The sequence below is a fragment of the Bradyrhizobium sp. URHD0069 genome (genome assembly GCF_000701345.1).
Lineage (GTDB): Bacteria > Pseudomonadota > Alphaproteobacteria > Rhizobiales > Xanthobacteraceae > Bradyrhizobium.
On sequence record NZ_JNIJ01000044.1, the window covers coordinates 37,092 to 51,702 of the forward strand.

Here is a 14,611-nt window from a genome sequence, read left to right on the forward strand (position 1 = left end):
CGACAACACCCCTAGAGGACACCGATATGGCCGTTCCCAGAAGAAAAACATCGCCCTCGCGGCGTGGCATGCGCCGCTCGGCGGATGCATTGAAGAAGCCAACCTACGCCGAGGACAAGGATTCGGGCGAATTGCGCCGTCCGCACCACCTCGATTTGAAGACCGGAATGTACAAGGGCCGGCAGGTTCTGAAGGCCAAGAAGGAATCCTGATCGCGGTGCGGAAGCCGCGCCACCGAGCGAGGCGGGACGGGCGGCAAACCGGATTTGCGTGCCCGAATTCACCCAAACTGGTGAGATAGAACGTGGTCCAGGGCGAGCCGAACAGCGCTTCGCCCGAAAATGCCTCGGTTCTCTTGCTTGAAAAAGAAGGCCTCGCCGATGTCCATGATCGGTTTTCCGCTTCTTCTGATTCCGCTCGCAATCTACAACATCGTCGTCTTCCTGATGCCCGGCTTTTCCCTCGCCGAGCCGCTTGTGAAGTTGACGCTGATCTCCGGCACCGAATGGTCGGTGACGCTGAGCGATATGCTTCTGGCGCTCGGCGTATTGCTGCTGCTGTTCGAGGTCATCAAGGCCGCGCGCCCCGGCGCGAAATATCTCACCGATCACCTGTTGTCGCTGATCGTGTTCGGCGCCGCGGCCGCCGAATTTGTGCTGTGGCCGCAGTTCGGCACGTCGACCTATTTCCTGCTGGCCATGCTGGCGTTGGTCGATTTCCTCTCGGGCATTGCCTTGCGCGCGCGGCGCGGAATGCAGGTGGCGTCAGATCCCGCGGGCTCCGGCTGGGGCGCGCGAAAGCCTGCCGCCGTAACGCCCGAATCTCAATTCGAGCCCGTAGTTGCACCACCGATTCCGGCAGCGGCTTCGGTCGCCGAATCCGTACTGCTCGATCATCCCGAACCGAAAGTCACGCCGAGTGCGGCCTCGCCGCAGGTTGCCTCTCCGGAGCTGCAGCCCGGCAATGGCCCACCGCCGTCGCCGGACGCGCCGCCGCGCTGAGCGCTGCTCTTAATTCCTAAATGATTTGCCGCATCCGGATGCCGGCCCGCTGAAGGCGGGGTGCTCCGTAGGCGCTCTGCGCATCGGCAGGCGTTGCCCGCCGCAAGCTGCGCATTTGCGGAACCTGCTCGGCGCTTGCGATCAGATGCGTGACGAAGATCGAGTTGGGCCGGGACAGCTCGCTCGGAGTCCGCGACCATTGTGCCGCCGGGATCACCGGCACCAGAGCAACGCAGGCGGGCTTAGCGTCCGCGAGGGCGCCATCATCTGCGGTCTGTTCTGGTCGATCGGTATCTGGCATCGCGAAATCGAAACCCGGCTGAACTGTCATGTTTTGGGACGTCGCGCCCTTTGCGATTTCATCATCGCAAGGTCCATGCCGGTTCTGCGCGCTTTGTTCCTGAGGGCGGCGCAACGTGGTTTCCGAACCATTTGGAACCTTGCGCAGCGCACTTTCGGGCGACGTAGGTCCGGTTTCCGTAAGAAAATGCGCTCCTTTAGTGACCTGCGCGTATTCTGATCGCAACCGGTACGCATTTTCGCGAATACGCGCTGGTTTGGAGCAAAAGAGGCGGTATCCTTAAGATCGAGAATCATCCGGCAGTATCCCGAAACGAGGCGATCTTGACGTCCGCCCTTCCGCAAGTTTCGACCATTCTGGGTTCGCTTGGCCAGGCAGCCTTCGTATGGAATACCGTAACCGATGCGATCACCTGGAGCGATCACGTCGGCGCGGTTTTCCCGGATATCCCGGCGACGTCGCTGGCAACCGGCGCAGAATTTTCAAAACTGATCGAGCCGGAGCGCTCGATCCGGATGAACGCGCTGGGTCATGCTTCGCCGGCACACGGTGTCGACGGCACACCCTACCGAATTGAATATGGCGTGCGGACCTCTGCGTCCGTCCCCGTGCTGTGGATCGAGGAGACCGGCTGCTGGTTTGCCGGCTCCGATGGCAGGCCGGCATACGCGCAGGGTATTGTCCGCATCAACAACGAACGGCGCGCCCGCGACGAGCAACTGCTAAAACTGTCGCGCCACGATCCGCTGACCGGCGAGCTCAACCGTACGCATCTGATCGCATCGCTGGCCGAGACCATCGAGGAAGCGACGCGCTTCCGCACGTCCTGCGCTTTCATGCTGATCGGCATCGATCATCTGGCGCGGATCAACGACGCGTTCGGCTTCGATGTTGCGGACGCGGTGATTTCCGAAGTGGCCAGCCGCATTCGCAGCCGGCTGCGCGGCGGCGACGTGCTCGGCCGGTTTTCGGGCAACAAGTTCGGACTGATCCTGAAGAACTGCACCGTCGACGACGTGAACGTCGCCGCCGAGCGCTTTCTGGCCGGCATTCGCGAAAACGTGGTACCGACCAAATCCGGTCCGGTCTCCGTGACCGCCTCGATCGGCGCGGTCGGCGTGCCGCGTTATGCACGCAGCGCCGAAGAGGCCATCAATCGCGCCCATGAAACGCTCGACATGGCCAAGCGCCGCCGCGCCGGGTCGTTTTCGCTGTGGCGTCCGAATGCCGAGCGCGATGCCCAGCGCCGCGTCAATATCCGCGTTACTGATGAGATCGTCACCGCGCTGAATGAGCGCCGGATCGTGATGGCGTTCGAGCCGGTGGTGGAGGCGGGCTCGCGCGATGCGGCATTCTACGAGTGCCTTGTCCGCATGGTGCAGGCTGACGGACAGGTTCTGTTGGCGCCGGACATCGTTCCAGTCGCCGAGAGGCTCGGCCTGATACGCCTGGTTGACCACCGCGTGCTCGAACTCGTGGTGGCCGAGCTTGCTAGCTCGCCAAAGGTGCAGCTCAGCCTCAACATCTCGCCCGACACCACGATGGATCCGGACTGGTGGGCTTCCATCGAATCGCTGATGCGGGCGCATCCCGGCGTGGCCGAGCGGCTGATCGTGGAAATCACCGAGACCGTTGCGATCCAGGATATCGATGACCTGCGCGGCTTTGTGACTCGGCTGAAAAACTTCGGCAGCCGGATCGCGATCGACGATTTCGGCGCCGGTTACACCTCGTTCCGGAATCTGCGCAAGCTCGGCGTCGATATCGTGAAGATCGACGGTGCCTTTGTGCAGAACATCGCACGCTCGGCGGATGACCGCGCCTTCGTGCAGACGCTGATCGATCTCGCGCGCCGGCTCGGCATCAAGACGGTCGCGGAATGGGTCCAGGATGAAGAGTCCGCGACCATGCTGCGCGACTGGGGCTGCGATTACATCCAGGGGCGGCTGATCGGGCTGGCGTCATCGCAGCGGCCGTGGGCGGCGGCGGGCGGGACGGTGTTGCCGGCGGCGGGGTGAAGCACCCGCATCGTCCCGGCGAACGCCGGACCCATATGCCGCATGCGGCGCCCCGTCGAAAGCGCAACTCCCTGTTTTTCGAGCTTCGGTTTCGGGTGGCCCCGGCGGAACAAAAAGACAACGCGCTCTAGGTTCGGTAGTCTGTCCTACCGGCTGCCGATTCGCGGCCAAATCGTGATGGTCGCGACACTGTATGAAGATGCAGTACTGCATCGTTGGGAAGCTCTATAGCCTGCTCATTGGACAACCCAGTCCGATCGTGCTGTTGGGTGCGGGCGCGTCGCTAAAATCGGGAGTGCCGCTCGCGGGCACTATTGTCGAAAAAGCCGCACGTTGGGCCTATGCAATCGCAAATGGTCGATCACCCGAGGATCCCAGGCTCAAGCGGAGCGATTGGTTTCCGTGGCTCGAAGGGCAAGGCTGGTACAAGAGGGATGCGCCGCCACACGACAATTACGCAGCAGCCGTTCAGAATCTTCTTCAGCCCCGGCAAGCGCGCGCCGATTTCTTCAGACAGCTATTGGAGACTAGCCTCGCTCCAAGTGTTGGTTACGATAAGCTCGCCGAGTTCTTAGCGCTCGGCTTTATCCCGATTGTCCTAACGACAAACTTCGATAGCTTGCTTCCTGAAATGAGGGTGTTGAAGCGGCGTCCGCACTATATTGACGTTATTCAAACTCCTTCGGACTACACGAAATTCTCAACTAGCCCACAGCATCCACAGCTGGTGTATCTCCACGGGTCAGTGGATCATTACACCGACAAGAATATCGAAAAGGAGGTTCAGAAACTTGACCAAAAACTAGTGGAAATGCTCTTCCCTCTTCTGCGTGATCATCCGTTGATTGTCGTTGGGTACAGAGGCGGCGAACCATCGGTTATGCAGCATCTTTTGTTGCAGAATGCCGATACTGCAAACGGATATCGCCATGGCGTCTTTTGGTGCAAGTTGCGGGCTGAAAAAGAGGAAGAACTATCCCCACTTGTTACCGCACTTGCTCAAAAAATTGGCAGCAACTTCTCGTTAGTCGACATTGATGGATTCGACGAGCTTTTTGAACGAGACTTGTGGCGGCTTCATCTCGATGCCCGGGGGCCCGTCGAAATCATTGCTAAGCCGATCATGAGTCCGCCGCCCACGTTCGATATGCGCGCGGCTCAGCACACGGGTCTGGAAGGCCTGGATTGGCCCACACTGCGCCCTAGGCTACTCAAATATTGCCAGTCGTTGCAAATAAGGGTGCCCGCAGAGACCGACCAAAATTGGTTCAAGGATCAACTGCTTCAAACAAACCTTGCGTTCACAGACTCAGATGGCTTTGTCAGGATTACCCTCGCTGGTTGTCTTCTTTTTGGTAGCTTCACTCAGTCTGAGGTCCCTTCCGCGAGGGTTATTATTCGCGCGCGGGGTAATCAGGATTGGCTCGTCGGAGCCTTAGGAACAAAAGAGGCCGGAGTTGAAGCAGGCACCTCTGCCGCGGATTCCTTTGAACGAACGATCGATGGTAACTTGTGGGCTCAGTACGACAGCATCATGGGCATTCTCGGATCGTTCAACAGACCATTTCGCCTAAAGGGGGCGACATCAGAGACCGTGATGCCGTATCCACTCTTGGCAATGAAAGAGGTTGTTGTAAATGCCCTTGTCCACCGCGACTATGGTGTTGATGACCCGATCATTATCGAAATCGAGGCGGGCTCGATCCGCGTATCCAATTCCGGTGGACTCGTCGATGAAGTTCAGCGCCGTGTTGAGGCCGGCTCTATTGAAGAGGAAATTCGATTAGGACATCGAGGTATAAAAGGTTATCGGAACCCCGTGCTCGCCGACTTGTTTTATGGCAGCGGCGAGATGGACAAAGCTGGCTCCGGCCTCTCCGATGTTTACCGGATCGTGCGGGCCGGCGGTGGCGACGTGAGCTTTGGGCCCACAAACGAAAACGCCAAGTTTAACGTCCAGATATTTTCTCGACCAGAGGCTGTCGATGTAGTCACAAGGACTGCCGTTCCGACCGTGCTGACGTCTACGACCTATGCAGCCAACTTGCTTGAGGTTGCTGAACTTCCTGCTCAGATTTTTCACGGCGAAACGGAAATCTCATGGGTGGGAAATGTTTGGAAACGTCTTCCGGATGAATGGATACCACCATTTTTGCTGCATGAGGGCAGGATCTATAGCTTTCATGACTTGGGCGACGTGGCGAATCCGCTTAGTAACCTTGTCGAGCCTGGGACTGTTGAGGCACTTGGGACGGCTGAGTTCTTTTGCGGCCCCGATGGTGAACGGCTGCTCGTCAGAATGTTGAATGACAGCCTTCGAAAGCATTTCCAGTCGCGTGGCATGATCGTAGATGGAAAGCGCAAGCGCGCTTATTTCCCGCGTACACCTCAAGGCCCCCGTTCGATTTCGTACCAAGCGCGTTTACGAAAGGCTCGTCGCACCGTCGTCAAATCCCGAAATTCTCCAACGACTGGCAAGGTGACATATTGGGAGCACGAAGCCCTCGGATATCAATTCCACAAGTTCGGCGATTCTTGGAGCCTTATGTTGGAGCCAGGATATGTTTTCACATTTGACGGCTTCAAGGGACTGCTCGCGCCGGAACGGATTAACAAGCTGTCCACGAAGCGAGCTGCCAGGGACTACAATAGCGCTGTGCTCAACGATTTATCGTTCTGGGCATGGTTGCTGGGGGGCGGTAACTCGACGAGTTTCAGCTTGAATATTAGCGGGGAAAGGTTGGTGCGGGTCCCTGAAGATTTGCCCGAAAACTTGGATGGGGGCCGCGACCTCGACGACGAAATAGATGAGCGGTGGTTGGTTGTCGCGACGTTACAAGCGGAGCGAGCAAATGGCTTTACGCGTTTCGATACCGACGGCGGGCTTGCCTTCGTCAGTCCGCCGTGTATCGCACTTTCTTCGCATCTTCCGACCACTACCATCAATGATATGAAGCTGGTCCCCGCGGACGAGGGCGTGGAAACATCGAGTGATGACGATTTCGATGAGTTGGCCGAAGAACTAGAACAGTTGGCCGAACAAGGTCGCCAAAGCCAGATGACCGAATCCGAAACTAAAACCGAGGAAGGGTCTGATGTCTCTTAAGTTCGAATTGAGAGAGTTTAGCCCACCTCTATTGGAATTTGGAGGGCCTGGAGAGTTTAGTGACCCCAGAGAAGGTCTTCGATCGGGGGGGCCGTTCGATTTGAGATTCGGCGCGGCTCGCAGTGACCGAGTTTGCGTTGGTATCGTTGGCACAGCAGCTATGATCGACAGTGCGCTTGAGTGGTTCCGACGAGCGGAGGGCGAGCTTCTGGACGAACCCAGCGTTACAGCATATCCCGCGTTCGCCGGCTTTGAGGTGATCTTTCGTGCGAAACTAACTATTGCAGATCATTGGACTGTTAAGTTTGACGATCGCGAGTTCGCAGAGGCATTGGAGACAGCGAACCCGAGTCAACGTTTTGATCTCGTTCTCTCAATGTATCAAAGCTCGATTCGCCGGCTATCAAAGCTGGAATCGACGCGACCTGATGTTGTTGTTTGCTGCGTTTCGGACGAGGTTTTGGTAAAGTGCAGGAACGTCACAAAAACTCTGACGCGTGAGGAGAAAAGAGCTGCGGAAGCACTGAAGAAGCGCAAGGCGAGCACTCAGTATGACATGTTCGACGAGATGGCTATCGACGAAGCGCAACCGGAGGACCTTCTTTACCGAGATTTCAGGCGGGCCCTAAAGGCGCGAGCGATGAAGGAGCAAATGCCCATCCAGATCGCGACTGGGGGCCTATTTGTTGATGGGAGATCTGGTCAGGGATCTGCCACGCGTGCGTGGAACAGCTCAGTAGGACTCTATTACAAATCCGGCGGGATTCCGTGGCGCCTCAAGACCGAGGGACCAGAAACTTGCTTCGTTGGAATTAGCTTTAATCACATTAAAACCACCGAGCGACACTTGGTGAAATCTAGTATTGCTCAAGCCTTTTCCAGTCAGGGCGAAGCGTTCGCGCTGAGAGGCGGGGATATTGAATGGACCGAAGAACAGGGCCGTGCCGTGCATCTGACAGGAGAGCAGGCCTACCAGCTTGGACAGGATATCCTTTCCGAATATCGAGATCGCGCGGGCGGCGTTCCGCTTCGTGTAGTAATGCACAAGTCGTCGAAATTCAGCCCAGAGGAGATCGATGGTTTTAGGTCAGCGCTAGACGACGTGCCTGTTGTTGAACTTATCAACATTATGCCTACGACGTTCCGGCTCGTTCGTTTCGGTGCATATCCACCCAACCGAGGTACGCTCTGTTCAGTGAACGATGCTTCGTCTTACCTGTTCACCACAGGGTATATGCAGGAGCTCAACACATATCCAGGTCCACATATTCCAGCACCTGTTGAAATTAGAAGCGATCGAGCGATCGATATTGAGCGAGTGTCAAAAGATATCCTCGGTCTAGCGCGAATGAATTGGAATACCGCAAGCATTACAGGTGGTCAGCCGGTTACGCTGCGGTTTGCGCGACAAGTGGGGGGCATTATGGCCGAATATGGGCAAGCCACTCAGGAACGGCCTTTGACATCTTTCAGATTCTACATGTGAGTTACGCTGGCCTGATAACGAGGGCATTTGCAAATGTCAGCCATTTGGTCCGCCGGTACCCCCCGACAACGGTTCACCACGCGTGCGCCTGCCGCTCAATTTCTTGAACCAATTCAACCTGTTTCTACCTGTCCAGTCTTCTTCTCAAAAACATTCCCCTTATTCGTCAGGCCAATCAGCTCTACAACCTACGCCTTCCCGTCCCTCAGAGGGGCGTATCATGATCGTCGCGAACGTTGGGTGCGGGATGCGGTGGACGCGGCAGCGTCGGGCGCGAAACGCAATCGCAGGGCGGGGCCATCCATTGAGCGAACCCCGTGAGCGGTCAGGCGGCGCGCGGACGAACGCGGCGCTTCAACGCCTTCATCAGGACTTCGGCTGATCGCACATGGCCAGTCGAAGCGTCTGGCGAAGGTTGCTGCGGACGGCAAAGCCGTGGTGGGCTATATTTTGAAATTAGCTGAAAGACGCTGAAAGCAACAAAACCCTTTAAAACAAGGGGTTTTGGGTTACCCTCATTCATCGGGTTTCAGCGCATTTCGCTAAATCTAGGGCCCGGCCCTAAGCCTCTCTCGACCCTTCCACGGACTTCGAGAGGCCCAAGCCGGACCCATGGTCCCAACCCTCACGGAGCCGAAACCATGACCGATACTACCACGACCACCCAACCCGCCAAGCGCGCGCGCAACAGCAGCGTCATCCTCACCGACCGCATGTGCGAGAAGCGGGTTGCCAAGCGGGTCAAAATCTACGACCGCAAATGCCCCGGCCTTTACGTCAGCATCACCACTGCTGGCGTTGCGACCTTCTCGTTCAAGTTCACCGATCCTAAGACCGGCAAGCAGCGCACCGGATGGCTCGGCGTCTACAGCCCGACCTTCGCCGTCGAAGATGCCCGCAGCAGGGTCTACGGCCTGCGGGGTACGGGCGCGGCAGCGATGGCCGAGACCTTCCGCGACCGCAAGGTGCGGCAGGTGAAGCGGGGCAAGACCGTCGATGACATCATCGAGGAGCGGATCGGGTGGATCAAGACGCCGGTTCGCAAGCCGGACGGCGAGATGCGAGCCCGGATCGAAAGCTGGGAGAACGTCGCCAGCCATTTGCGGCGCTTCCTCAGCCCACGGCTCGGCAAGAAGGTCGCGAGCGAGGTGACCAAGCATGACATTGCCACGCTCTCGAACGACATCGTCGCGGGCAAGCTCGGCGGCAAGGCATCGGTGAGCAACGCCCGCCACATGCGGCGCGCGGCGTCTGGCCTGTTCAACTGGGCGGCGGAAGCGGGCCGCGACTATGTGAGCGCCAGCCCCTGCGTCAACCTGCCGAAGCTGGACGATGAGCATCCGCGCACACGGGTTCTAAGCGAAGACGAGATCAGGACGCTGTGGCACGGCCTCGACCGTGAGGACATGCCTTGGGATCGCAAGACGCGGCTGGCGCTTAAATTCGCGCTGACCACGATGCTGCGCTCGGGCGAGTTGCTGCCGATCCACCGCGATGAACTCAACGCCGGGAACGGCACCGTCGACATCCCGGCACGGCGGGTCAAGCGGCGGCGTGTGATCCACCAGCCGCTAAGCGATCTGGCGATGGAGATTATCAACGAAGCGATGGGCAATTACGCATATGCCTTCACGGGCCGCTTCGGCGACGCGCCGCTGTCGCGCTCGTCGATGCACAACGCGCTGCGCGGCAACGCGAAAACCAAAGGCATCTGCGAGTTGCTCGGCCTCAAGCCGTTCACGCCGCACGATCTGCGCCGCACGGCGGCGACGATGTGTGGCGAACTCGGTCTGCCGGAAAGCGGTATCTCGCTTTGCCTCGACCATCAGTCGAGCAAGGACGAGAACGGCAAGCCGCTGCCTGCAATCACGAACCGGGTCTATAACCTTGCTACCCGCAACCGGGTGGCGAAGAAACGCGCGGTGCTCGATGCATGGGCCGTCGAGTTGCGGCGCATCATCGGCGAGCCTCCAGTGAAGGCCATTGATCGTTCCGAGCTGCGGCTCGCGGCCTGATCAACGCCAATACGGCATTTGCGGATGTGAGCAGCCCGGTCAGCGCGAAGCTGGCCGGGCTTTTCTTTTGAATTCCCGTGAAACCCGCTGTTTGGCCGCTGATGCGTTCGGCGTACTGCCCGGTGTTTTGGTAGCGTCGGCTCTGGAATAAACGCACCAGCGATGCGGCCTTAACCATCGCTCTTGACCTGTCCGTCGCCCCACACTCGCTCCGCTGCAATGGCCTGCTCCAGTTCCATGCAGGGAATGGCGTCGATCAGAAATTGATCCGGCTGGCCGGATGCGATGACGACCTGCAACTCGCGGCTGCCCTTGATGACGTGCATGCCGACACCGTTGGGTGACCCGGCATCGGCAAAGATGCCGACCACGATGGTCGCGGCGTCGATTGTGCGCTTCACATAGGTTCCGGCCTCTCGCTCGCTCATGCCCTGCATCGCCTGCTGATGCCGGTTGGAAATGTCAGTCATCTGGCGGAGGAATTCTTCATCGGCGTTCGTCATTGGTACGTGCTCCTGCGTTGCCCGGCGAGACTTTGGCGCGTCATCGCCCCGGCCTTCATGATTTCGACCGGGTCGGGTGGTGCCGTCGCCCGCGACCCCGGCCATTGACGTCGCTTTGCCACTTGGTGATTTCGTCCTCGAACCAGACTTTCCGGTTCGGGCTGATATAGGTCCCTTTCGGAAACGAGCCCTTCTTTTCCATCCGCCAGAGCGTTACTGGACTGACCGGCACGATCTGCAAAACCTGCTTCTCGTTAAGCATGCGCCGAGGCCCGGATTTATCCGGTGCGCCGTCTTCCATTTCGGCTTTCATCGCCGTGTCTACCTTCCAATCGTGCAGCGCAGAGCTTCTGCTCATGGTCCATTCTCACTTTACCTGTTCGGCTCACTCCGCAGCAGCAGCAGCAGCGGTCAACCGATCCTTGGCGGCCTGCGCTTCGCGCTCCATGCGCTCCCTGCACGCACGAGAAAGCTCGGCACCCAAGGTCGAGCCGTGATAGGCGGCGCGCTCCTGAAGCCACGCCTTTACGTCCGGCGGTATCATCGCAGCAATTTTTACGGTCTTGGTCATCGCCTTGTTGCGTCCGATGTGTTTCTGATCTTGCGTCAACCGATGCTTAAGTCTGATCAGAACTTCCACCTTCGGCAAGATAAGCAGCGTCGCAATTCCGATGCGTCCGGCATTCGGATTTTCATGACTGCTCTTCTTTTCGCGTTGCAGTTCGCGAATTGATCAATCAACACCAGAAGATAGCGCTGTAAGCAGTGCTCCCTTTTTCGCACGCGTTCTTACAATCGGTGATAGCGGTCAGACTTTTCGAGTAGCGTTTTGCAATTTGTGCGGGATTTATCTCCCGCCCTTTGATGCATCCGTCGCACGAACACAGACGCAATCATCCTCATCGTGTACGATCTTCAGCCTGATCATGCCGGTCGGATGACCGGGAGAGGGCTCACACTTGCGCGCATGACGAAGAAGCTTGGCATCCATGACGACGCGCCCGGTCCATTCGAGACCCGCGCATTCGCGCAAGCGGTCGCAACATCACAACATCAGGGGTGGACTTTTTATGAGGGCTAATGTTGAAATGCGCGAGGCGGCGGTGTTGCTCGACACCAACCGCCTCTGGTGAGCAAGCCCAGACCATTTACGCCATTCACGGTGGCCCAAATGCGCGCTTGCTCCTTTCCCAACACTAACCCCCACCTGAAAAAACACAAGACCGCATGGTGCTGCGCCGTCGCGCGCTGGCATCGCTTCGCCGCATCTCGACCACCGTAAACGAAAACGCCGCCGTCCGTGGCTGGACAGCGGCGTTTTGCAATTTTGCTTTCGATCGAACCTGACCCGCCAAGGTCCATCGAGCGAAAAACTTAGACCTCCCTGAACACTGCCAAGCATCCAACAGGAGTATTTTTCATATGCAGCCCCACAGATCATTTGGCAAGTCACGGGTGTGCCGCACCGGCAATGAGCCGGTCGCTGACCGCGTCCATCCTAATATTCGAGCACCGCCACGGAGCACCCGGAGCGGATGGCTCGCGCGCGTGTGCGATGCGCCCTGTGGAAGTCAGACGGGGCCAAACCTTGGGGACAGGACCGAGGGGGACCACGTCGGGGTGATGCCCGATATGACCGAGCCAGTATGCAGCAATATGCATGCCGCGCCACGACCGGCCCGCCAGGAGCCGGACGCCTACCGTTGTTGTCGATCAAGCAACGATGGGCCGCCGCCATTTTCGACCTCGCGATTGCGGGGTTAACGAGGACCGCGAAGCGATCAACCGGATGACCGTGATCTGCCTCTCAACAACGACGTTGAGGGACTTCGCCATGATCGAGCGTGCCCCCGTAAGGGAGCCAGTGAGGGTCTGTCCCAAGTGCGATGACAGAACACGCAAAACCACCTCTGCCCCGGTCAGGGGCGAGGTGCGTCTGCAGATCAGGTCGAACCCAGTGCGATGGACCTTGAAGAAAGAGCAGCAGAGACAGACCGAACCAGATGAAGGGAAAACAGGATGACGAACATCAACGACGATAAAGCAGAGGGAATGCGCATGCGCGCGCGAGAGGCCGAGCAAAAATGGCGGGCGGAGCGTGGCTTCGCCAAAAAGGGGCCGCTGCCGAAGAAGCGACAGCCACAACTCAGGCCGCAGCCGCTGGAGCGCAAGGAAGTCGAACGGAGACAGCAACGCCGTCAGCAACGCATCGAGCGCGGGGTTCTGCGGCTTCCGCTGTTGAAGAGCGTCGGGCCGGTGCTTGAATAGCAACGCCGCCGGTCAGCCCTTTTCGAGCTGGCCGACGACGCAGACCAAAACAGATGGCGGGAGTTATCACCGCCACAGTACCATGACCATCGCGACGATGAAGAGGCATCACCATGAGCAACCGAGCGCAACGTCGCAGTGATACGCGGGCATTCCGTCGGGAGGTGCATCGCGATCACATCCTGACGCATCTGATCGCCGCCGACGCGCCGCTCGACGGTCATCCGCTGCTGCGCAACGCGCTGTCGTTCTGGCGCAGCAACATCCAGCAGCGGAGGCCGTATTGCCCTGCATGCCGGGCCAACTTTGCCGACGATGCGCATGTTGCGGCGTTTCTGTTCGCCACGCCAGCGGTCGCGGCGACATCAGCCAGCGTCTCGGCGTTCTGCGACCAGTGCTGGCATGATCTGCCGCCCGAGGCGATCGAGCGCGAGGCAGCGCGCGCGCTGCGGCACCTGATCCCCGGCGGAAGGTTCATCGACGCGGGGCGACGATGAGGCCGCATCGGGCTACAGCATTTGCCCACGCGGTGCCGGTCGACGGTCGCGGCAGGCGCACACCCCTGACGCTGCTGCATTTGTCCGTGCGCGATCATTTCCTGCGAGCGGCTGCGGACATCTACTGCACTGGAATGTCGGATCGTGCAGCGGCGGCGGTGCTGCGCACCAAGCTCGCCCGATACCGGGAAGGTGCTTGGCGACGTGAAGCAAGCGAGCCGTCGATGCCGCCGCGACTTGCTGGACGCCTCGACGGGCTGTTGTGGTGCGTGTTGAAGGTCCGCGACAGGCTGGTGAGTGAGAGGCTGATCCGGGCGGTGCTGGCGCAGCGGTAGATCGAGACTTCCACCCGTTGGAAGTTTGCCGACCCCTATTCCCTGCCCACGCCGGATGCGATGTTGAGCGGATCAATCATCGAGAGGGAGGCGAACACCCATGGCAGAAGGATTTGAACCCGGACCACGCGACCCGCAACCGTTCTCCGTTCCCATGAGCCTCACGCCGAGTTACGACGTGATCGAGCTGTTGCCGCCCGGAGCTGCCGACCGGCTGCGGGCATTGCGCCAGCGCTTCCACGACCTGAATAAGCTCATTCCCAAGTTTGAGGAAATCCGCGAGGCGAGCGACGCGCGCATACAGGCCGAACAAAGGCTAGCGAGGCTGCAAGCCCATCAGCAAGAGGGCGGCTTCAATCTGCCGGAGACCGATGGCCGCGTCATCGAGCAGCGACGACTGCTCGACAAGCTGACTGACCACCTCAAGCGGCTCAGTGAACTCAAGGAGACGCGGTCGGCGACATGGCGCGCGGCATCGCACGTGTTGACGGCGGTCGAGAACTGGCTGAAGAACGGCGTTCCGCCCGGTGTGGTGCTGCAGGACATCGAAGGCAAGCCGCCGCAGTTGCTCAAGAATGAGAGCCTGCCTGATGGCATCCTTCGCCTGCAGAGACGTGGTCGGGAGCTGAAGGCAGACTTCAACCGCATCAGGTCCGCGCCGTACCCAAGCGCACACGTTCGCGCCAAGATCAGACAGGAAGTTGAGGCTCTAGCGACGCGGGGGACGCCCGTGGTGAGTGATGTGCTTGAACACGACCGATCAGTGGTCTGGCCCATGCAGCGGCTGCAAGGGTCGATCGTCAATGCCCAAGTGCCATCATTTGCGGTCACCGAAGTGCCTGATGTGCTCGCATGGTTTGCGTTCGTTCACAAGGATGCACTGCTCGCCAGCTTGGATACCTTGGTGTCAGAGGAAGCCGATGACGCCGCCGCATTGTCAGCCACCGAGCGCGAGACCCGTGCCGCCGTCGTGATGGGCGATCTGTTGGCGGTCGAGTACGATGAAGCGCGTCTGGTGTGGCAAGCACAGGCCGACAAGCTGCCGAGTGAGCATCGCAGCGACTGCGCACCGCAGGCGATC

The 14,611-nt window shown here is 59.2% G+C and carries 14 protein-coding genes; 10 read left to right on the forward strand and 4 right to left on the reverse strand.

Features of this window, described 5'->3' with window-relative positions; translation table 11 throughout:
• Positions 1–26 precede the first annotated feature (26 nt).
• Both rpmF and N554_RS0124245 read left to right on the forward strand, forming a co-directional pair.
• Complete coding sequence (gene rpmF, locus N554_RS0124235) at positions 27–212, forward strand: 50S ribosomal protein L32 (protein WP_027540899.1); 186 nt, start codon at positions 27–29, stop codon at positions 210–212.
• Between the two features lie 174 nt (positions 213–386).
• Complete coding sequence (locus N554_RS0124245) at positions 387–1,001, forward strand: hypothetical protein (protein ID WP_029585861.1); 615 nt, start codon at positions 387–389, stop codon at positions 999–1,001.
• Positions 1,002–1,017: 16 nt separating this feature from the next.
• On the opposite strand, the gene N554_RS0124250 is transcribed toward N554_RS0124245, so the two are convergent.
• Positions 1,018–1,302, reverse strand: coding sequence for a hypothetical protein (locus tag N554_RS0124250; protein WP_029585862.1), 285 nt, complete (start codon positions 1,300–1,302; stop codon positions 1,018–1,020).
• A 323-nt stretch (positions 1,303–1,625) separates the two neighbouring features.
• Between N554_RS0124250 and N554_RS0124255 the strand changes: the two genes are divergently transcribed.
• From N554_RS0124255 to N554_RS0124270, 4 genes are all read left to right on the forward strand, one after another.
• Positions 1,626–3,320, forward strand: a complete 1,695-nt coding sequence (locus N554_RS0124255; RefSeq protein WP_029585863.1) for a putative bifunctional diguanylate cyclase/phosphodiesterase — start codon at positions 1,626–1,628, stop codon at positions 3,318–3,320.
• Positions 3,321–3,513: 193 nt separating this feature from the next.
• Positions 3,514–6,426 (forward strand): SIR2 family protein, encoded by a 2,913-nt coding sequence (locus N554_RS0124260; RefSeq protein ID WP_051677674.1) that lies wholly within the window; start codon positions 3,514–3,516, stop codon positions 6,424–6,426.
• Entirely contained in the window at positions 6,416–7,912 is a 1,497-nt protein-coding gene (locus N554_RS0124265) for an argonaute/piwi family protein (protein ID WP_029585865.1), read from the forward strand. Before N554_RS0124260 ends, N554_RS0124265 begins: the two co-directional genes overlap by 11 nt.
• 641 nt (positions 7,913–8,553) lie before the next feature.
• On the forward strand, positions 8,554–9,927 hold the full coding sequence (locus N554_RS0124270) for a tyrosine-type recombinase/integrase (RefSeq protein ID WP_029585866.1): 1,374 nt from the start codon (positions 8,554–8,556) through the stop codon (positions 9,925–9,927).
• Between the two features lie 170 nt (positions 9,928–10,097).
• Here the strand turns inward: N554_RS0124270 and N554_RS0124275 are convergent, their stop codons facing one another.
• Genes N554_RS0124275 through N554_RS0124285 form a run of 3 tightly spaced genes read right to left on the reverse strand, consistent with a single transcriptional unit; the run spans position 10,098 to position 11,001 of the window.
• Positions 10,098–10,430: a hypothetical protein gene (locus N554_RS0124275; protein ID WP_029585867.1), complete on the reverse strand. Its 333-nt coding sequence runs from the start codon at positions 10,428–10,430 to the stop codon at positions 10,098–10,100.
• A 55-nt stretch (positions 10,431–10,485) separates the two neighbouring features.
• Entirely contained in the window at positions 10,486–10,788 is a 303-nt protein-coding gene (locus N554_RS36350; RefSeq protein WP_081851390.1) for a helix-turn-helix transcriptional regulator, read from the reverse strand.
• Between the two features lie 27 nt (positions 10,789–10,815).
• Entirely contained in the window at positions 10,816–11,001 is a 186-nt protein-coding gene (locus N554_RS0124285; protein ID WP_156042076.1) for a DNA-binding protein, read from the reverse strand.
• Positions 11,002–12,449: 1,448 nt separating this feature from the next.
• Between N554_RS0124285 and N554_RS0124305 the strand changes: the two genes are divergently transcribed.
• The 4 genes from N554_RS0124305 to N554_RS0124320 form a co-directional block, all read left to right on the forward strand.
• The gene (locus N554_RS0124305) at positions 12,450–12,698 is read left to right on the forward strand and encodes a hypothetical protein (RefSeq protein WP_029585870.1); all 249 of its coding nucleotides are present in this window, start codon (positions 12,450–12,452) and stop codon (positions 12,696–12,698) included.
• 113 nt (positions 12,699–12,811) lie between these two features.
• Positions 12,812–13,195 carry a hypothetical protein gene (locus tag N554_RS0124310; RefSeq protein ID WP_156042077.1) on the forward strand — a complete coding sequence of 128 codons (384 nt, stop codon included), beginning with the start codon at positions 12,812–12,814 and terminating at the stop codon, positions 13,193–13,195.
• Entirely contained in the window at positions 13,192–13,530 is a 339-nt protein-coding gene (locus tag N554_RS0124315; RefSeq protein WP_036053937.1) for a hypothetical protein, read from the forward strand. Before N554_RS0124310 ends, N554_RS0124315 begins: the two co-directional genes overlap by 4 nt.
• 100 nt (positions 13,531–13,630) lie before the next feature.
• Positions 13,631–14,611 (forward strand): hypothetical protein (locus N554_RS0124320; RefSeq protein WP_029585873.1); only part of this gene is annotated, 981 nt, incomplete at its 3' end.